The sequence below is a fragment of the Glaciecola petra genome, assembly GCF_031846345.1.
Lineage (GTDB): Bacteria > Pseudomonadota > Gammaproteobacteria > Enterobacterales > Alteromonadaceae > Glaciecola > Glaciecola petra.
Map to the genome: position 1 here is coordinate 443,296 of NZ_JAVRHX010000002.1, position 17,850 is coordinate 461,145.

The window sequence follows — 17,850 nt, forward strand, 5'->3', positions numbered from 1 at the left end:
GAGTTAACAGTAGTTTCTATGACTAATCAAAAAATCGATATTAGTAGCGCTAACGAGCAAGAGTCTGGTTTAAATAATCAAACTCTTGTTCGAGAGCAGCCTAACCACAGTAAAACAGTTGGCAAAATACTGCTGGCAGTAGTGGGTATGTTTGGTTTTGGTTTTGCGTTAGTCCCCTTGTACGATGTTTTTTGCGATATTACTGGCATAAACGGCAAAACGAGTAACGAAGCTGCAGTTTATGAAGCAGTAGAAGTCGATACCAGTCGAATGATAACGGTAGACTTTATAACCAGAACAAATTCGGGCATGCCTTGGGAGTTTGAAGCTCAAACTCAGCAAGTGAAAGTCCATCCTGGTAAAATGAGTGAAGTTGCTTTTTATGTGCGTAATCCGACAAAACGAGACATAATCGCACAAGCTGTGCCATCTGTGTCACCGGGAACTGCTTCACTTTATATGAACAAAACGGAATGTTTTTGTTTTCAGCATCAACCTTTAAAAGCTGGTGAAGAAGCAATTATGCCGATGGTATTTTACATCGACCCTCAACTTCCAGAAGACATCACATTTTTCACATTACAATACACTTTGTACGACATTACTGAATCTGCTCAACCTGCAGACGTAGTGGCGATGAATTAAAGATAACGGAGAAAAACATGGCTCAAGAACAATATGAAAAGTACTATGTGCCCGAACAAAGCATTTGGCCAATCGTTGGTGCGGTAGCTTTATTCCTAATAGCGGTAGGAGCGGGTAACTTTGTTATTGAATCTACCAGCGATAAAACTGGCATTGGTGCTTATACCTTAATCGCAGGTTTAGCCTTACTGTTAATCATGCTTGTTGGTTGGTTTAAAAATCAAATTGACGAATCCATGAGTGGTATGTACAGCGCACAACTTAGCCGCTCTTATCGACAAGGGATGTCTTGGTTTATTTTTTCTGAAGTTATGTTCTTTGCCGCTTTCTTTGGCGCATTATTTTATGCACGTGCTATCTCAGTGCCATGGTTAGCTGGAGCGTCTAACAACGCAATGACTAACGAAGTGCTTTGGCCTACATTTGAAGCTATTTGGCCTTTGGTTACTACTCCAGATGGCAGTACCACACAAGCAATGCCATGGGGTTTACCAGCAATCAATACCGCCATATTGGTTGTGTCGTCAGTTACCTTGCATTTTGCGCATGTTGGTCTTGAACAAGTTAAGCGCACGCAATTAACGGTGTGGCTATCGGTTACTATTATTCTAGGTATAATATTCCTAGGTTTGCAAGGTTATGAGTATGTTCACGCTTATCAAGAATTAGGGCTTAAACTTGATTCTGGTGTTTATGGGAATACTTTCTTCTTGCTAACAGGTTTCCACGGTATGCATGTAACTCTGGGAACCATTATTTTGATTGTTCTTTTAGGTAGAGTACTGAAAGGCCATTTTACACCCGATGAGCATTTTGCGTTTCAAGCTGGCAGCTGGTATTGGCACTTTGTAGACGTTGTATGGATTCTCGTTTTCTTCTTGGTATATGTATTTTAATTTAGTATGGTCGCTGGTTTAGTTCTATTAGACCGGTGGCCATAGCAATCAATAATAAAATCATGATTGTGGCTGAGGCGATAACGCGTCGGCCAAGAAACTTGCTCATTGGCTCGGTAGATTTTCCCTTCAACATGATCATCATTGCTTTAAACAAGTTAAACACCATAAAAATTAGCAATACAATCAAGACTATTTTGATGACCACAGCTTTATCCCTTTTTAGTTCAGATATACTTTAAACCCTAGGTAATTGTAATGCCAAGCAGTAAAAATAGCCAAACATTCCCTTACATCGCTTGTGTGCTGGCGTTCATTGCGATTGCCATTATGATCGGTTTGGGTATATGGCAGTTAGACCGCAAGGCGGAAAAAGACGCACGCTTGGACCAAATCCAACAAGCACAAGCTCAAGATAATGTTGATATTGCGAAGGTCGCTGAAGAACCGTACTTATACGAAGACTTTATTGTATCTGCTAAGGGAAATGCGAATAATCAAATATTTTTTATAGACAATAAAATTGTGAGTGGAAAACCTGGGTACCATGTTTTAGTGCCTTTACAAACTAATCAAGGCATGGTGATGTTAAATCTTGGGTGGGTATCTTCTACAGGTTCTCGAGAAGTGTTACCTAAAGTGAAAATACCCATGCTGTCTGAGATTCAAGGTGTGCTTTATATTCCTACTCTCAACAAGATTATTACAGAAACTAATTCGCGTTATGGGCAGTTTCCCGTTTTATTGCAACAAGTTGATCTTGAAGAGATTAAAAAACACATAGGAAAACCTCTTCTACCCTTTGTTTTACGATTGACTGAATCGGCACCGCAAAGCGAGTCAAACTTTATACGCGATTGGCAAGTTGTTACAATGAGCCCTGAAAAACACTTAGGCTATGCTATTCAATGGTTTGGTTTGGCGATAGCTGCATTAACCGTTTTTTTATTAACAATGCTAAAATGGATGAATGGTCCTCAGCATCGCCTAGAACAAACAGAACAAGATTAAATTGTTTTAAATAGCATCATAACACCAGATATTTTAAAGGAATTATAAACAAGCATGAGCACCCAAAAAAATAACAAACGCGCTTTGATCATGATGATTTTGGTTTTTGTATTGCCTGTATTGCTTGCCTATATGGCTCTTCAATTTGATTGGTTTAACAAGGCGGCAACCAATAGAGGTGAATTACTTCAGCCAGTTATTGAAGCAGCAACAGTGCTAGATAGTAGTGATACAAAATGGCATTTAGTATATGTGTTACCTAATGTTTGTGATCAAGCCTGCGAAAATGCGATTTATAGTATTGAGCAAATATATACGGCTACAGGAAAGGAATCTGACCGTGTATCTATGTTGTTTTTACAAACTGAAAACTCTGCATCAGCGGCAATAGCAAAGGTGAACGAAAAAAACGGTACGTATTTGTTACAGCAAAGCCAGGAAAATGTTAATGATGTGTTTAAAAGCACCGATATAAATGCTATTTTCATTTCCGATACCTTGCACAACGTAGTTCTTCGATACCCCGTTACCGCAAATAAAGACGATGCCATTATGGATAGTAGAAACATTCTTGCTGATTTAAAAAAGTTACTAAAACTTTCACGAATTGGTTAGAACTAGGATATTAGAAAAATGAAGAAGTTAGTACTTGCCAGCATATTTTTAGCACTAGTTGTGATTATATTAGGCGCATACACGCGTTTAACGGATGCTGGCTTAGGTTGTCCCGATTGGCCTGGTTGTTATGGCCATTTAGGTGTCCCACAAACTGAGGCTCACATAGACGCAGCAAACGAAGCGTTTCCAGAGAGGCCAGTTGAGGCTGAGAAAGCTTGGAACGAAATGATACATCGTTACTTTGCAAGCGCGTTGGGCTTCTTTATTTTAGTTATTGCTATTTGGGCTGCAGTTAAACATTTTAAAGGTACAGCTGGTCCGGTAAAACTTCCCCTTTTGTTGTTAATTTTAGTGTGCTTTCAAGGAGCATTGGGCATGTGGACTGTCACACTAAACTTATTACCAGTTGTTGTGATGGCTCATTTGCTAGGTGGTTTTACGGTGTTGTCTTGCTTATTCCTTCTGTATTTACGACTCACTCCTTATCGAATACCTGGTGGTGATTCTTACATTCGATCAATGGCAAAATTTGGTGTGATTGGGATTGTATTACTTGTTGCTCAGATAGCTCTTGGCGGTTGGACATCAGCTAACTACGCCTCTTTAGTCTGTACCGAATTACCAATTTGCGAAGGAGCTTGGATAAACAAACTCGATTTTGCAGGTGCATTTTCAGTTCCCGACGCACAGAATTACGAATTTGGGGTGCACAATAATGATGAGCGTACCACTATGCATGTAATGCATCGCTTTGGTGCGATTGTAGTATTTTTGTATTTGTGCTGGTTTGCCATTGCACTCTTTAAAAAGTCCAGTTCTAGCATGGTGAAACGTTTATCTATATTACTGGTGATTGTTCTGGGTATCCAAGTGGCACTAGGTATTAGTAATGTTGTGTATATGTTGCCGCTTACAGTGGCAGTCATGCATAATGCAGTAGCGGCATGTTTGTTACTCGTAATGGTTTTATTGAGTTATACTATGTACAGAAAGTATTGATTATTGCTTAAATATTTACGCAAAAGTTGTACAAAAAAGAATAAAGGTATCAAGGAGTAGGGAATGAGTCGGGCAGCAGAGCTTAAGTCCAACCATCAGCAGGCACATACAAATAGTACGCAAACGGCTCAAGTAGTTAATGCGACTGAGCATATGCGAGCCAGTTGGCGTGATTATTATGAATTGACTAAACCTCGCGTTGTCATGCTGCTCTTACTTACCGCCTTGGTGGGTATGTGTTTAGCAACGTCTACTTGGGTTGAACCGGTAATATTGGTGGCAGGAATGTTGGGGATTGGTTTATTGTCTTCTGCGGCTGCTGTAATAAACCATGTTGTTGATCACAAAATTGATTCAGTAATGGCACGTACATTCAATCGCCCGGTTGCAAAAGGAAAAGTGTCAATTCGCAATGCCCTTATCTTTGCACTTGCTTTAGGCCTTGTGGGGTTTGTGGCATTAGCAGTATTTGTCAATATGCTCACAGCGTGGTTAACGCTGTTAAGTTTGGTTGGTTACGCCGTCATTTATACTATGTACCTTAAGCGCGCAACACCTCAAAATATTGTGATAGGCGGTTTGGCTGGCGCAGCACCTCCTTTGTTAGGTTGGACCGCAGTGACTGGTGAAATTCACGCTTATGGTTTGCTATTAGTATTGATAGTGTTTACCTGGACTCCCCCCCATTTTTGGGCCTTAGCCATACATCGTGAAAAAGACTACGCTAAGGCGAAAATTCCCATGCTTCCCAATACACATGGCGTAGATTTTACTAAAACATGCATTGTCTTATACACTCTGTTGTTATGTTTGATCTGTTTGTTACCTTACTTAACAGGCATGAGCGGCATGTTCTACTTAGTTGGTTCAAGCATGTTAAACGCTTACTTTATGTATTTAGCCCTAAAACTTAAATATAGGGCAAGTCCTACCACCGCCATGACAACCTTTAAATTTTCGATATTGCATTTAATGGTGCTATTTGTTGTTTTACTGATTGATCATTATTTGCCAATTTAGCAAGCAGAGATAACGCAGTTATGAATAATAAAATCCTTGGTGTTGTATTGGTGCTTGTGTTTGTTTTAGGTATTTACCTCGCATTAGTTATTGCACCACCTGGCTTTGATGATTCAGAAAGTGAAGATCTTACTGCACAAACCCAACATATGGTCTGGTATCCGCAAGCTCGTGCGCTTTCCGATTTTTCAATTACACAACACGACGGTAGTTCGTTCACAAAACAAAACTTAGTAAATAAATGGACGTTGGCCTTTGTCGGATATACATATTGCCCAGACATTTGCCCAGTTACTTTGTCCGAGATAAATAAAGTTTATCCACAACTGACAGAAAATGCTGTTGATAAACCATTACAAATTTGGTTTTTGTCGGTTGATCCAAAAAGAGACAGTATTGAACGTTTGAACGAATATATTAATTATTTTAACCCAGAATTTGTTGCCGCAACTGGGCCGCATACTGAACTTTTCCCCTTAGTACGTAGCATGGGCATGATGTATTCTTTAAGTGAAAGTACCGACCAACCTGACTATTTAGTCGACCATAGTGCTTCTATTGTAGTGATTAACCCAGATGGTAATGTGGTTGGTCGATTTAAACCCAAGCATGTACCTGGCAAACTTGCTACCAGCGATGTACAACAACTTTTAGACGACGTACCCGTACTTTTAGGTCACTAACTAAGCATGATTGAGCTAAAGAAAGGTACAGCAGAAGATTCGTCTTCGCTTGCCCCTTTAATCTTAGCTTCGGCGCCTGTACTTTTGCAATTTCTCTTTGGTTCAAGAGATGTTGCAAAACGCTTTATTGAACACGCAGCTAAGCAGATAGATGGACAATACAGTAGTACAAGACATATTATTGCAACGAACTCCAACTTACCCATTGCATGCATGACAGTATGGCATGCAAATATGCCAGAGTCTTTTAGGGCCGGCACTTTAGCAAGTCTTACAAAGTTTCTCGAACCATCGGTTCTTTCACATTTAATACGCATAAACCCTTTGTTAGAGGAAGTCTTTTTAGCACCCAAACATGATCAATTATGTATTGGGCATTTGTCTGTATCCGCAGAACATCAGGGTCAAGGTATTGGCAGAAAACTTATTGCCCACGCGATTAAGTTGGCAAAGCAGAGCTTATTAAACTCGATTGTTTTAGACGTAGAAGACAGTAATGAGCAAGCAATAAGTTTTTATCACGCTTGTGGTTTTATAGAAATCACGGAAACTAAGTTTTCCCCAACCGCGCAAACATTCGTACGAATGGAGTTCAGACTGCATTAGTCTAAAAATTTACCGTCTTGCGTAGACGTAAAAATAGGGTAAGAATACCAGTAAAAACGCCCTTTTTGCGACAAACTAGGTGCGGTGCAATTTATTCTTTGTCTACCTGGCGCAGTAAGATGATTTAGCCTTGCATTAACGCTATTATTACTTCGCTCTATGGCGATCGATTCTCCCTTAAAATAACAAGCAAAGTTAGCCATATTCAGGTCGTGGTCTTCTATTGTTAGGCTTAGCGATTTGATGCTTTCTTTGGGCATGTATTCAACACGTTTAGGATTTTGAGCGATGACAGGCATCGCCAAGCTATTTAACTTGGTTTTTAGCGTTTTTATATTCGCGTATATTCCGGCAGCGGGAAACCTAGGAAGAGCACCCGTATCACTAAAGTTACTAACAGCACCAGACTGCTGTCCAAAACCAATGTAACCTTGTTGTTGTAAACGTAATCTCAAGTCCTGATTAAATTCACCAAAAGGATAAGCTAACCACTTTTTGCTATACGAAAGTTGTTTTCTAATAGCATTTTCAGCTCTATTGATATTGTCCATCACTCTAATAAGCCATGCGCTTTCAGATTCTCCAGCTAGGCGTTCAAGTAGGTGCAAATGATCTAGTGTGTGATTAGCAAAAGTAGCCAAGGGCATCATAGATTTTATATCTTGCCACGTCATTTGGGCATTCGAGTTTCCGATTTCGTCAGGGTTTATGAATACAGTATATGGAAAGTCATATTTTTCTAGTATTGGCGTTGCGTTTTCAAATATATTTTTGTAACCATCGTCGAAGGTAATAACAACCGATTTATCTGGCAATGGCTGTTTATTTTTCAATTTACTCAGCGCGGTATCTAAATCGATGACTTGATGATGCTCTTTTAAATACCTCATATGCTCGCTAAATACTGAGGGTGAAATACTCGTAATACTTGGTGTGTTTGTGGCTACATGATGATATTGCAAGATCACAAAGTTACGTTCGTTAATCGGAATAATCGCATCCCTATTTTCACTAGCATCTGCTAGCACTGAATTCACCAGCATTATAAAGTACAGTAATAACACTCTTGCCATATTTCTATTTACACCTTTAATGAAGAGTAACTCTTAGCGCTAAAAAATAGGGTGTCAGCGGTATCGGTTCAATACCCCCATCTTATTTTTTCAACTATACTACTAATTCTTGTTTTGCACTTAGCTTTTAAGCTCAAAGGTATCTATCATTTTTGCCAAGTATTCCCATCACCGTTTATTAACACTCGCTTTTCCTCTTATTATTGCCAATATTACTACTCCTATTTTGGGCTTAGTCGATACGGCTATTTTAGGACGCATGGAACAGGTGCATTATTTAGCTGGTGCTGCTGTTGGCAGCCTTATAGTGACACAGGTATATTGGGTATGCGGATTTATTAAGATGTCCATCACCGGATTAAGCGCACAAGCCAAAGGCAAAAACCATTTATCCTCTTTAAAAGTGCTCGTTCAAGGCGTATTTGTAGCCTTAGTACTAGCATTTTTTTTACTGCTAAGTCAGGGTTTCATATTGTCTGGGGGACTATTTTTTGCCCAAGCTAGCCCTGAAGTAACAAGCAGCATTAGTGACTATTTTTCAACCCGAATTTTTGGTGCTCCAGCAGCACTAGCTAATTTGGTATTCATTGGATGGTTAATCGGGCAACAAAAAACACGTAAGGTATTGCTGCTACAAGTGCTCATAAATCTATGTAATATTTTAGCAAGTTTGCTATTTGTTTATGTATTTGGGTGGGGCGTGAAGGGCGTAGCGGCTGCAACCGTTTTTGCAGAATATTTTATGCTCTTATGTGCACTTGCTCTTGTAAATATATGGTCGAAAGAAAATGCAGATATAGGCTCAATTCAGCAGCTAATAACAAAAATAAGCGAATGGCTTAAGATGTCGCAACTGAAACCTATGTTGCACTTGAACAGTCATATTTTTATCCGTAATCTCGCATTACAATTCACTCTCGCTTTTATCACCCTAAAAGGGGTTCAATATGGGGCTTCTTTTGCTGCAGTAAACGCTATTATCCTGCAGTTCTTCGCATTAATCGCACTGGGCTTAGATGGCATTGCGAATGCGGTAGAAGCTTTAGTCGGTGAAGAAAAGGGTCGTCAAAATGCACAGGCCTTGCATCAGCATGTCAAAGTTGGATTGTTTTGGTCTAGCATGTTTGCACTAGTATATGCTGTCTTTTTCTATTTTTTAGACGACACCATCGTGGGTTTTCTTACACATCATGACGAAGTGAAAAGCGCTCTTGTTCCTTACGGAATGGTTATTTTACTCTTGCCATTAGCTGCACACTGGTGCTTTTTATTAGACGGTGTCTTTGTTGGATTAAGTGCAGGAAAACTAATGCGAAATAGTATGCTTGTGAGCACACTTTTCGCATTTTTACCCACTTGGTGGGTACTAAATGGCTTAAACAATATGTCGCTTTGGATCGCAATGTTGGTATTTTTAGCTTGCCGAGGTTTGGTCTTAGGAGGATATTATGTGTTTATTTACCGACAGGATCCCAACAAATTATTACGGATTGGTCGTTAAGGCTTCAGCCATTTCTCGCTAGATTTCCAATTTACTATCCACTTTGGAATATCATTAGCTTCCATAGGACGAGCGATGCCATATCCTTGTGCCAGTTCGCAACCAAGTTCTAATAAAGCAAGACCATGCTCGGGGGTTTCTACTCCTTCAGCGATTACCTCCCTTTGGAAGGTTTTTGCTAAACCAACTACACCCGAGACAATTGCCAAATCATCTTTATCTTCTAGCATATCGCGAACAAAACTCTGGTCAATTTTGATCATATGCGCAGGAAGTTGTTTTAGGTAAGTCAAAGATGAATAGCCAGTACCAAAGTCATCTAAAGCAAAATTGACACCTAAGTCTTGGCAGGTCTTCATAGTTTGAGAGACTTGCGCAGTGTCTTGTAAGGCACTTGTTTCAAGTATTTCTAGCTCTAAACAACTTGGGTCTATGTCGGGATAAGCCGCTAACAAAGCCGCTAAACAGTCGGAGAAATTATTTTGTTGTAATTGATATGCGCTTATATTGACACTAACAGAGAGATTTACGCCAACTTTTCTCCACTCTAGAATTTGTTTCAATGCCGATTCAATTACCCACTCACCTATATCCAAGCTAATAACATGCCCCTCAATAGCGGGTAAAAAATCCAAAGGGGGAATTCTACCTTTAGTTGGATGTTCCCAGCGTATAAGTGCTTCAGCGCCTATAATTTCACCACTGCGCATATTAACTTTGGGTTGATAATGCAATACGAATTCGTTTTCATTTAAGGCCGTTTTTATATCGTCTATACACTTACGTTGCGTATAAATCGCGGTTCCTTGTGCAATATCAAATAAATGGTAGTTGTTTTTGCCAGTCTGCTTTGCAATATACATTGCTTGGTCTGCATGCCGAATGAGTTGCTCCGCATTGACATCATCGAGCGGATACATAGTCACGCCAATACTAACGGTCACTTGGACAATACCGATAGAAATACTAATAGGTTGAGACACTGCCTCTAACAGGCGTTTCAATACAATTTCGCATTCTTCAAACGATTCTAAATCGCCCATCATAGCAATAAATTCGTCGCCACCTATACGGGCAAGTGTATCGTTTTCTCTAAGTGCTGCTGTCATATTTTGTGAAATAACAACAAGGAGTTCATCTCCTATATCGTGGCCGTACGCATCATTTATCGCCATGAAACCATCTAAATCCATAAACGCAACAGCGACAGATTTTTTATCTTTATGCTGTTGAATCATTGCCTGATTAATGCGCTCGACTAATAGCACTCGGTTTGGCAAGTTGGTCAGTAAATCATAGTGAGCTATTCGTTCTAACTGACTTTGGTTTTCTTTTATTGCGGTAATATCAGTAGACACAGAAATATAGTGTTGCACAAGGCCGTCTGAATTAGTAACGGCGCTAATGGTCAGCATTTCTGGATATATTTCACCATTACTGCGACGGTTCCAAATCTCGCCTTGCCAATGGCCATGCTTAATAATGTTGTCCCACATTTCGATATAAAATTCAGAAGAATGCCGGTCTGATTGTAAAATGCGTGGATTTTTTCCTAATACATCTTCTAGAGAATAACCGGTGATACTGCTAAAAGTGTCGTTAATTTCTATGATGTTAGCGTTGGCATCGGTAATAATTATACCTTCGTTTGCATGAGTAAAAACACTTGCAGCACGTTTCAAATTTTCTTCTGTTTGTTTTTTCTCTATCGCAATGCTAGCGAGTCCAGCCGTTCTGTCGATTACCGCCAGGTCATTTGGAGTTGGATGATTTACTTTACTGTGATAGATCGCGAATGTACCCAGTACTTTGCCAGAGGTCGAACGGATTGGTTCAGACCAGCATGAAGCCAATCCAGCTTCGCTAGCTAATTCTTTATATGCAGCCCAATATGGATGGGTTTGAATATCATCAACAATAACCCTTTTGTTGGTGTGCGCAGCTGTTCCGCAAGATCCTACCGCCTTTCCAATAGCGACGCCATTTACCGCCTCTGTGTAGAAGCATGGAAGGCTCGGTGCAACACCATCTACTAGATGTTTTCCCTCATCATCTAACAATAAAATACTACACATCATGTTTGGATTTTCTTGTTCAACAGCAGCAACGATTGCGTGCAGAATGATCGAAAGAGGTTCGCCTCTGGTGATTAATTCCAATACGCGTGTCCGTGTTTTTTCACGTAATTCAGATTGCGTGCTATCGGTAATATCGTGGATAACACCAACAATGTGTGGCTTTCCATTAACGTCGATAAACCGGGTCTTTTTAGTACGAAGTATCCTTGTTTGTTTACCGTTAGTTGTTAAATTTTCTTGGCAGACAATTTCTTCGCCTTTTTCTAGCACTTTCTTGTCGCTTGATAAAAAATGTTCGTATTCGGAAGATGGAACTTTTTCAGCCAGAGTCTTGCCAATAATATCATCTCTAACTAAGCCAAAAAGTTTACAAAATGCATCGTTAACAAGTATCAGTCGAAATTCGCTATCTTTAACGAAGATTGGATTGCTGGTAATATTTAGTATTGCATCAAATGTCTTTTCAATATCTACTTGAAATTCATCAGGTGAGTTCAAGGTCCGCTTCATTTTGTCAATATTACCGCTCATTTAAGCAAGCCCTCAGTCAAACCGATGTGCTCATAGTATGATTCACCAAGCACCTTATTGAATGCTTGGCTGTTAATATATGATTTAATAAAGGATGAGGTTTTCACTCGATACATTGCTATTTGAACTAAGGCCATAGGCAGGTATCGGCCTACAGATTAATAGCTGAAGCGCTAAGTTTGATTAACTAGTGTACCTAACCAATATAAATGTTCACCTAGTAAAATATAGATGATCAAAATCAGAGTCATCCGCAGATGAAAAGAAGCCAAAGATTGACACGCAACCTAAGGCCATGTTGTTCGTAAAAAGCTTAATGAAAGAATTAGTAGTAAGAATGCTCACCTGCTTCGTGTTCGGTAGCGTCTTTAACTTGTGTTATTTCGCCCGCAAACTGTTCAAGCATTTGTTTTTCTATGCCGTCTTTTAAAGTTACATCAACCATTGAGCAACCGTTGCAACCGCCACCAAATTGCAATAGAGCAATACCTTCTTCGGTAACTTCAACCAAGCTCACTTGTCCGCCATGACTGGCAAGTTGTGGGTTGATTTCAGATTCAATCATATAGTTGATTCTTTCTACCAAGGGTGCATCGTCAGCAATTTTACGTGCTTTGGCGTTAGGTGCTTTTAAGGTAAGCTGAGAACCCATCTGATCAGTAACAAAATCAATTTCAGCTTCGTCCAAAAAGGGCGCACTTTCTTCGTCAACAACCGCATCAAAACCATTAAAATTGAGCCTAATATCTTGTGCTTCAACAGCATCTGGCGGGCAATACGAAACGCCACATTCTGCTTTTGATGTCCCCGGGTTAATTACAAACACACGTATATTTGTACCTTCCTCTTGCTGAGAAAGTAATTTGCCAAAGTGGACTTGTGCACTTTCAGAAATGTTAATCATGATAACCTCATCGTATTCACTATTTCGGTATAATAACAAATATTACTTGAGTAAAACACTCAAGTATTAGCAAAAATCATCGATTTTCATTGTTTTTTTCATCGAAGTTATACTTTTAGTTATTTTTGAGCGACAATTAAGGGATTAAGTGCCTAATAATAATGAGAGCCAATATGCGGAAAGTCAGTCGTTTCAATCAAGTTTTCTTTATCTGTATCCTTTATATATCAACATCTTTTATAATAGCCACGGGTGCTAACGCACAATCTAGTGATATCGAATATTTGCCGAGTAATCAAAATTACGATCCAGATATTCCTCTTCCTGCTGATGTATTGGGTTATCCCGTTGGAACATGGCATGTTCGACATGACCAATTAGTTAATTATATGCGTTTACTGGCTGAAAAATCAGATCGAATTAGCATCGAAACCACCGGTTATACTCACGAGCAACGACCCCTTTTGTTGATGACTGTAACGGCTCCAAAAAATCATCAAAATATAGATACCATCCAAAAAGAACATATTGCTCGTATTAATAGCGGTGAAGCTGCAAAAGAAACAGATCCTCTCATTATTTATATGGGATATAGCGTACATGGCAATGAGCCATCTGGGGCAAATGCGTCATTATTAATTGCTTACCATTTGGCTGCTTCCAATAGCCCCGAAGTGTTAACTTTACTTAATGAAAATGTGGTTTTGCTCGACCCATCACTTAATCCTGATGGTTTATCAAGGTTTGCACAATGGGCTAATACACACAAAGGAAAGAACGTAGTGACTGATCCATTGCATCGGGAACATACCGAAGCTTGGCCTAGTGGCAGAACTAATCATTATTGGTTTGATTTAAATCGAGATTGGTTATTGTTAACTCACCCTGAATCAAAAGCGCGAATAGCAAAATTCCATGAGTGGCGACCTCATGTTTTGACAGATTTTCATGAAATGGGCACAAACAGTACATACTTTTTCCAACCGGGGGTCCCTTCGCGCAAAAACCCATGGACACCTGACCAAAACGTAACGCTCACCAATGCATTGGGCGAGTTTCATGCAAAAGCATTGGATGCTGACAAACAACTTTATTTTACGCAAGAATCCTTTGACGATTTCTACTACGGCAAAGGCTCTACTTATCCTGATGCTCACGGTAGTATTGGTATTTTATTTGAACAGGCTAGCAGCCGCGGACATGCACAAGAATCTATAAATGGTGTGCTTACTTTTCCAGCTAGTATCAAAAATCAAGTTACGACCTCGTTGTCTACTTTTGCTGGCGCGCTCGCAAATAAATCCCCTTTACTATCTTATCAGCGAGATTTTTACCGCGACACTCAAGCTTTAATCGATAAGGACAAAACGGCTGGATACCTTATTGCACAGGGTAAAGACCCTTCAAGATTTATAAGAATGCTGAATATTTTGAAAGCACATAAAATTGAGTTTAGCCTCATTACAAAAGATGTCGAAGTTGGTGATAAAAATTTTAAGGCAAACGAAGCATTATATATTCCACTTGATCAAAACCAATACCGGTTAATACGTTCACTGTTCAGTGAGCGTCAGCGCTTTGCAGATAATACTTTTTATGACGTCTCTAATTGGAATATAGGTCTAGCCTTCAATTTGCAGTACAGCGAAGTCAAGTCCTCAGTGGGGCGAAAACTATCATTAACTGACTGGGCTGAAGTCATGCCCGCTGTAGTAAATTTGCCTGATAACGCTTATGCCTATGCTTTTGAGTGGTTTGATCATCAAGCACCTAGCTTGTTGCAAACGCTGCTTGAAAAAAATGTGCAAGTGAGGGTTGCTGGTGATGCTTTTAGTGCAAAAACTAGTGCTGGTGTTACGTCCTTTGCTAAAGGCACCGTTTTAATCCCCTCAGCACTATCGCAACCTGATAATCTTGTAGATATCATTTCATCTGAAGCCGCTTACTTAAATATTAAAGTTCACAGCATTAATAGTGGGCTTACGCCAACAGGTATCGATTTGGGATCGAGACAAATGGCCAAAGTCGATAAGCCGGAAGTATTGCTGATAGGTGGAGTAGGTACGTCTAGCTATGAGGTGGGAGAAATTTGGCATTATCTTGATATTAGACTAGGCGTACCAGCAACACTTTGGGATGCACGGCATTTAAATACCAGAGCTTTAGACCGTTATACACATATTATTTTTGCGTCTGGTCGCTACTCTATGATCAATGAGCGTGGCGTCAATAGCATTGAAGAATGGGTAAAAGATGGCGGGGTGTTGATTGGCCAAAAAACAGCTTTGAATTGGTTCTCTGAAAACGCTTGGATTGATAATGAGCCTTTATCGAGCGATGCGGTTAAGGCGGCTTTCCCCACTAAAGATTTACAATATGGTGACCAGAGGGCGCTTGCCGCCAAAAAATTGGTTGCTGGTGCCGCATATCAGGCAAAAATTGATTTAACTCATCCTCTGTTTTTTGGCTTCGAAAATGATCTGTTGCCACTATTTAAAACCAACAATATGGTTTTGAAAACATCTGATAATCCATTCCAAGAAATTGCTAAATATACCGAAAAGCCGCTTCTTGCTGGGTATTCAGCTGACGAAATGCAAGATTTGATTAAAGAAACAACAGCGATTGTTGTAACACCTTTGCAACGTGGTCACGTGATAGGTTTTGTCGACAACGTTCACTTTAGAGGCTATTGGGATGGAACCAACAAACTAACGGCTAATGCGCTTTATTTGTCGCCATTGTTATAGAGAATATTAACTATAGAGAATATAAACTATAGAGAAATACTAGCGCTGATACATAGAGCAAACCTAAAAAAGGTTTGCTCTCTTTGTTTTGATGTTTAGTTAGCGTTGCCGTCCATATGTTTTTTAAGCTCTTCGTAATTCGCTTTTACTATGGCTATATCTGCTGCAGGCACTTTTTCTATTGCCTTCATGACTCTTATTGCACCTTCCATTTGCTGTCGCATAGACTCTGGTACCATAGCCATCATTTCAGGTGTCAATTCAGACATGTCTACAGGCTCTTTTTCCATTTCAATGGCCATCATCGCCGCTGAAACTCTGTCTCCTATTGATGCCCACTCTTTAATAGAGTCGAATCCTGCATCTTCGGCTACTTCGCTTATAGCATCCATTTGTGAACTGTCCAATTGACCAAGCATTTGACTCATTATGCTGATGTTACCATTGGAATCAGTATCAAAATTAAAATTCTGATTATTTTTAAAGGATTCTTCTATAGCCTTAATTTCTTTGTTGTCGGTATTCACAAACATATCGATCGATTTAATATATTTTTCAAGTGTTGACTGCGACAAACTTTGACTTTGTGCACTAGCAGCAACAAACAATAAAAATAATATAATAATACGATTAACGAAAGAGTGTTTCATGGTAAGTCCTTTTTTGTGGAGGTAGGCTGAATCTTAACTAGTTTTTTAAATAAGCACAAATACACGGTAAATCGCAGCTGTTTAGATGGCTGAAGATCCTGCTACATGAACAAAGTAATAGTCTTTTCCGAGCGCTCAAGCTACCTATTTAATTTTTTTCTGATTAGGTTTCAGATTACATGCCGTGTAAATAAAAAATGTAGGGTTTTTATAATACTTATTTTCACACCATGGTAGTCTAAACAAAATCACAATAATAGGAATCTGCAAATGGCATTAAAAGGCACTTTTCAAATTACAAACTGGGAAGAGAGTACCGACGACAAAGCCGACACATTAATTGATAAGACTAAACTCACAAACGCAACAGTGTCGCAAAGCTATATAGAGACTGAATCAACTGATAATGATTCTCTAATTGGAGAAAGTACGGTGCACTATACAATGCATTACTTTGCTAATGGAAATGCTTCTTTTGTTGGCCTTGAATATATAAACGGAAGTTTAAATAAAACACCATGTAAATTAGTACTTAAACACGATGGAAAATTTGAAAATGGCCAAGCTTCGAGCAAGTTCATAATTATTGATAGTGATAATGCAGATTTTAATAAATATACTGGTGGTAGTTTTGTATCTGGAGAAAATGGGCAAGCGAATTATTCTTTTGATTGAGTAAGCGCGTTACTCTTTGGCGGCTTCTATTAGATTTGAGTTTTTCCATATTATGCTTATTTTCAATCAGCGGTAAAATACTGCAACTGCAGAGATTAAAAAAAATTAACAGCCGTTAACTGAGCTTTTCTGCAAGAACTAACCTATATTTAAGGCAAGAGAAGAGCAAAACCCTTTTATGCTCATATAAACCATAGAGACTATAAAATGAAAAATAACGCAGTCTTGGTATTTGCTTTGACTATATTTACCATCCTATCTAACAATGCGATGGCACAAGCAGACGATATCGGCTTCACCTACATAGAGGGAGGAATTATCGGTGGCTTTGTCAACGATATAGAGACATCCGGAGCGGTCATGGGAAGTGACCCTCTAGATGTAGAGAGTGATGCAGACGGTGGAGGATTTATTGGCGGTGCATGGCAGTTTAGTAATCAAATGCACCTGTTTGGTGAGTATGCTTCTCTCGGTCAAGAACTAGAAATTCGCACCGACATCAACACCGCTACAGGAGAGTATGATGTGGTGCGTTGGCGCATTGGCGTTGGTTATCAATATAATGTCTCGGAAACGTTGGCTTACTATGGTCGCCTGAGTCTTGACCAACTAGAGCTAAAGGATGCGAATGTTGAAGGTTTCAATCTTGATGTCGACGCTGACGATAGCGGCATCGGGTCAGAGGTTGGTGTTATCTGGGCAGCAACTCCGACATTTCATCTTCAGGGTCATGCGCGTTATACCGCAGTTGGGGATGTCGCCTCTGGTGGTTCTGACCCCTTCGAAACCGATATCTTGCTCGGCGTGAACGCACGTTGGAACTTCCGTCCCAACATGGCGCTGGTAACAGGCTACGAGTTAGGAAAAATCACAACGTTTAACGTAGGCGTGCGCTTTGCTTTTTAGAGGTTAATCAAAATCCTTCGGAAAAATTGGGTGTCGCTGTTAGCTCAGGTTTTATTTAACGTCTAGTATCTAGAAGGAATAAATTTCTTTTGGCAAATTAACGAGCTATTTTGCATATAGATATAATTTGAGACTGACCATCAAGAGACCGGCAAGATCAATCTCGTTACAGAATAGTTCAGTATATCGAGTCATTTTATGCTAGTTTTTCACGCTTACTAAGCTATGTTCTAACGAATATTTAAAGAAAGCTTGATGTCTTATTCCCAAGATACTTGCTAAAAATTGTACTGATAGGAAGGCG

General features: G+C 39.6%; 17 protein-coding genes. 12 read left to right on the plus strand and 5 right to left on the minus strand.

Annotated elements, in window-relative coordinates; genetic code table 11:
* The first annotated feature begins 18 nt into the window (after nt 1-18).
* Nucleotides 19-645, plus strand: coding sequence for a cytochrome c oxidase assembly protein (locus tag RM552_RS09775; protein ID WP_311368647.1), 627 nt, complete (start codon nt 19-21; stop codon nt 643-645).
* A 17-nt stretch (nt 646-662) separates the two neighbouring features.
* Complete coding sequence (locus RM552_RS09780) at nt 663-1,541, plus strand: cytochrome c oxidase subunit 3 (protein WP_311368648.1); 879 nt, start codon at nt 663-665, stop codon at nt 1,539-1,541.
* 1 nt (nt 1,542) lies between these two features.
* On the opposite strand, the gene RM552_RS09785 is transcribed toward RM552_RS09780, so the two are convergent.
* Nucleotides 1,543-1,749 carry a DUF2909 domain-containing protein gene (locus tag RM552_RS09785; RefSeq protein ID WP_311368649.1) on the minus strand — a complete coding sequence of 69 codons (207 nt, stop codon included), beginning with the start codon at nt 1,747-1,749 and terminating at the stop codon, nt 1,543-1,545.
* 50 nt (nt 1,750-1,799) lie between these two features.
* Between RM552_RS09785 and RM552_RS09790 the strand changes: the two genes are divergently transcribed.
* The 6 genes from RM552_RS09790 to RM552_RS09815 all read left to right on the plus strand — a co-directional run bounded on the left by RM552_RS09790 (nt 1,800) and on the right by RM552_RS09815 (nt 6,478).
* Nucleotides 1,800-2,552: an SURF1 family protein gene (locus tag RM552_RS09790; RefSeq protein ID WP_311368650.1), complete on the plus strand. Its 753-nt coding sequence runs from the start codon at nt 1,800-1,802 to the stop codon at nt 2,550-2,552.
* Nucleotides 2,553-2,606: 54 nt separating this feature from the next.
* The gene (locus RM552_RS09795; RefSeq protein ID WP_311368651.1) at nt 2,607-3,167 is read left to right on the plus strand and encodes a hypothetical protein; all 561 of its coding nucleotides are present in this window, start codon (nt 2,607-2,609) and stop codon (nt 3,165-3,167) included.
* 18 nt (nt 3,168-3,185) lie between these two features.
* Nucleotides 3,186-4,169 carry a COX15/CtaA family protein gene (locus RM552_RS09800; RefSeq protein WP_311368652.1) on the plus strand — a complete coding sequence of 328 codons (984 nt, stop codon included), beginning with the start codon at nt 3,186-3,188 and terminating at the stop codon, nt 4,167-4,169.
* A gap of 63 nt (nt 4,170-4,232) precedes the next feature.
* Nucleotides 4,233-5,189: a heme o synthase gene (cyoE, locus tag RM552_RS09805; protein WP_311368653.1), complete on the plus strand. Its 957-nt coding sequence runs from the start codon at nt 4,233-4,235 to the stop codon at nt 5,187-5,189.
* Between the two features lie 20 nt (nt 5,190-5,209).
* The gene (locus RM552_RS09810) at nt 5,210-5,872 is read left to right on the plus strand and encodes an SCO family protein (RefSeq protein ID WP_311368654.1); all 663 of its coding nucleotides are present in this window, start codon (nt 5,210-5,212) and stop codon (nt 5,870-5,872) included.
* 6 nt (nt 5,873-5,878) lie between these two features.
* Nucleotides 5,879-6,478 (plus strand): GNAT family N-acetyltransferase, encoded by a 600-nt coding sequence (locus RM552_RS09815; RefSeq protein WP_311368655.1) that lies wholly within the window; start codon nt 5,879-5,881, stop codon nt 6,476-6,478.
* Here RM552_RS09815 and RM552_RS09820 read toward each other — a convergent pair.
* Nucleotides 6,475-7,551: a polysaccharide deacetylase family protein gene (locus tag RM552_RS09820; protein WP_311368656.1), complete on the minus strand. Its 1,077-nt coding sequence runs from the start codon at nt 7,549-7,551 to the stop codon at nt 6,475-6,477. The two genes, RM552_RS09815 and RM552_RS09820, sit on opposite strands and share 4 nt — an antisense overlap.
* Nucleotides 7,552-7,699: 148 nt before the next feature.
* Between RM552_RS09820 and RM552_RS09825 the strand changes: the two genes are divergently transcribed.
* A complete protein-coding gene (locus RM552_RS09825) occupies nt 7,700-9,052 on the plus strand; it encodes an MATE family efflux transporter (protein ID WP_432277207.1) in 1,353 nt (450 codons plus the stop codon).
* On the opposite strand, the gene RM552_RS09830 is transcribed toward RM552_RS09825, so the two are convergent.
* A complete protein-coding gene (locus RM552_RS09830) occupies nt 9,049-11,661 on the minus strand; it encodes a bifunctional diguanylate cyclase/phosphodiesterase (RefSeq protein ID WP_311368657.1) in 2,613 nt (870 codons plus the stop codon). The two genes, RM552_RS09825 and RM552_RS09830, sit on opposite strands and share 4 nt — an antisense overlap.
* A gap of 325 nt (nt 11,662-11,986) precedes the next feature.
* The gene (gene nfuA, locus RM552_RS09835) at nt 11,987-12,565 is read right to left on the minus strand and encodes a Fe-S biogenesis protein NfuA (protein ID WP_311368658.1); all 579 of its coding nucleotides are present in this window, start codon (nt 12,563-12,565) and stop codon (nt 11,987-11,989) included.
* A gap of 173 nt (nt 12,566-12,738) precedes the next feature.
* Between nfuA and RM552_RS09840 the strand changes: the two genes are divergently transcribed.
* Nucleotides 12,739-15,315 (plus strand): M14 metallopeptidase family protein, encoded by a 2,577-nt coding sequence (locus RM552_RS09840; RefSeq protein ID WP_311368659.1) that lies wholly within the window; start codon nt 12,739-12,741, stop codon nt 15,313-15,315.
* A 95-nt stretch (nt 15,316-15,410) separates the two neighbouring features.
* Here the strand turns inward: RM552_RS09840 and RM552_RS09845 are convergent, their stop codons facing one another.
* Complete coding sequence (locus RM552_RS09845; RefSeq protein ID WP_311368660.1) at nt 15,411-15,965, minus strand: hypothetical protein; 555 nt, start codon at nt 15,963-15,965, stop codon at nt 15,411-15,413.
* Nucleotides 15,966-16,235: 270 nt separating this feature from the next.
* Here RM552_RS09845 and RM552_RS09850 point away from each other — a divergent pair, with 270 nt between their 5' ends.
* Together RM552_RS09850 and RM552_RS09855 are read left to right on the plus strand one after the other, a co-directional pair.
* Entirely contained in the window at nt 16,236-16,640 is a 405-nt protein-coding gene (locus RM552_RS09850; protein WP_311368661.1) for a DUF3224 domain-containing protein, read from the plus strand.
* A 207-nt stretch (nt 16,641-16,847) separates the two neighbouring features.
* Nucleotides 16,848-17,546, plus strand: coding sequence for an outer membrane beta-barrel protein (locus RM552_RS09855; protein WP_311368662.1), 699 nt, complete (start codon nt 16,848-16,850; stop codon nt 17,544-17,546).
* The last annotated feature ends 304 nt before the right edge of the window (nt 17,547-17,850 follow it).

Bases quoted from the DNA above. Each gene is read 5' to 3' on its own strand.
- RM552_RS09830 (WP_311368657.1), bottom strand. From the start codon at position 11,661: ATGAGCGGTAATATTGACAAAATGAAGCGGACCTTGAACTCACCTGAT.
- RM552_RS09790 (WP_311368650.1), top strand. From the start codon at position 1,800: ATGCCAAGCAGTAAAAATAGCCAAACATTCCCTTACATCGCTTGTGTG.
- RM552_RS09795 (WP_311368651.1), top strand. From the start codon at position 2,607: ATGAGCACCCAAAAAAATAACAAACGCGCTTTGATCATGATGATTTTG.
- RM552_RS09810 (WP_311368654.1), top strand. From the start codon at position 5,210: ATGAATAATAAAATCCTTGGTGTTGTATTGGTGCTTGTGTTTGTTTTA.
- cyoE (WP_311368653.1), top strand. From the start codon at position 4,233: ATGAGTCGGGCAGCAGAGCTTAAGTCCAACCATCAGCAGGCACATACA.
- RM552_RS09800 (WP_311368652.1), top strand. From the start codon at position 3,186: ATGAAGAAGTTAGTACTTGCCAGCATATTTTTAGCACTAGTTGTGATT.
- RM552_RS09775 (WP_311368647.1), top strand. From the start codon at position 19: ATGACTAATCAAAAAATCGATATTAGTAGCGCTAACGAGCAAGAGTCT.
- RM552_RS09850 (WP_311368661.1), top strand. From the start codon at position 16,236: ATGGCATTAAAAGGCACTTTTCAAATTACAAACTGGGAAGAGAGTACC.
- RM552_RS09815 (WP_311368655.1), top strand. From the start codon at position 5,879: ATGATTGAGCTAAAGAAAGGTACAGCAGAAGATTCGTCTTCGCTTGCC.
- RM552_RS09780 (WP_311368648.1), top strand. From the start codon at position 663: ATGGCTCAAGAACAATATGAAAAGTACTATGTGCCCGAACAAAGCATT.
- RM552_RS09820 (WP_311368656.1), bottom strand. From the start codon at position 7,551: ATGGCAAGAGTGTTATTACTGTACTTTATAATGCTGGTGAATTCAGTG.
- nfuA (WP_311368658.1), bottom strand. From the start codon at position 12,565: ATGATTAACATTTCTGAAAGTGCACAAGTCCACTTTGGCAAATTACTT.
- RM552_RS09855 (WP_311368662.1), top strand. From the start codon at position 16,848: ATGAAAAATAACGCAGTCTTGGTATTTGCTTTGACTATATTTACCATC.
- RM552_RS09845 (WP_311368660.1), bottom strand. From the start codon at position 15,965: ATGAAACACTCTTTCGTTAATCGTATTATTATATTATTTTTATTGTTT.
- RM552_RS09840 (WP_311368659.1), top strand. From the start codon at position 12,739: ATGCGGAAAGTCAGTCGTTTCAATCAAGTTTTCTTTATCTGTATCCTT.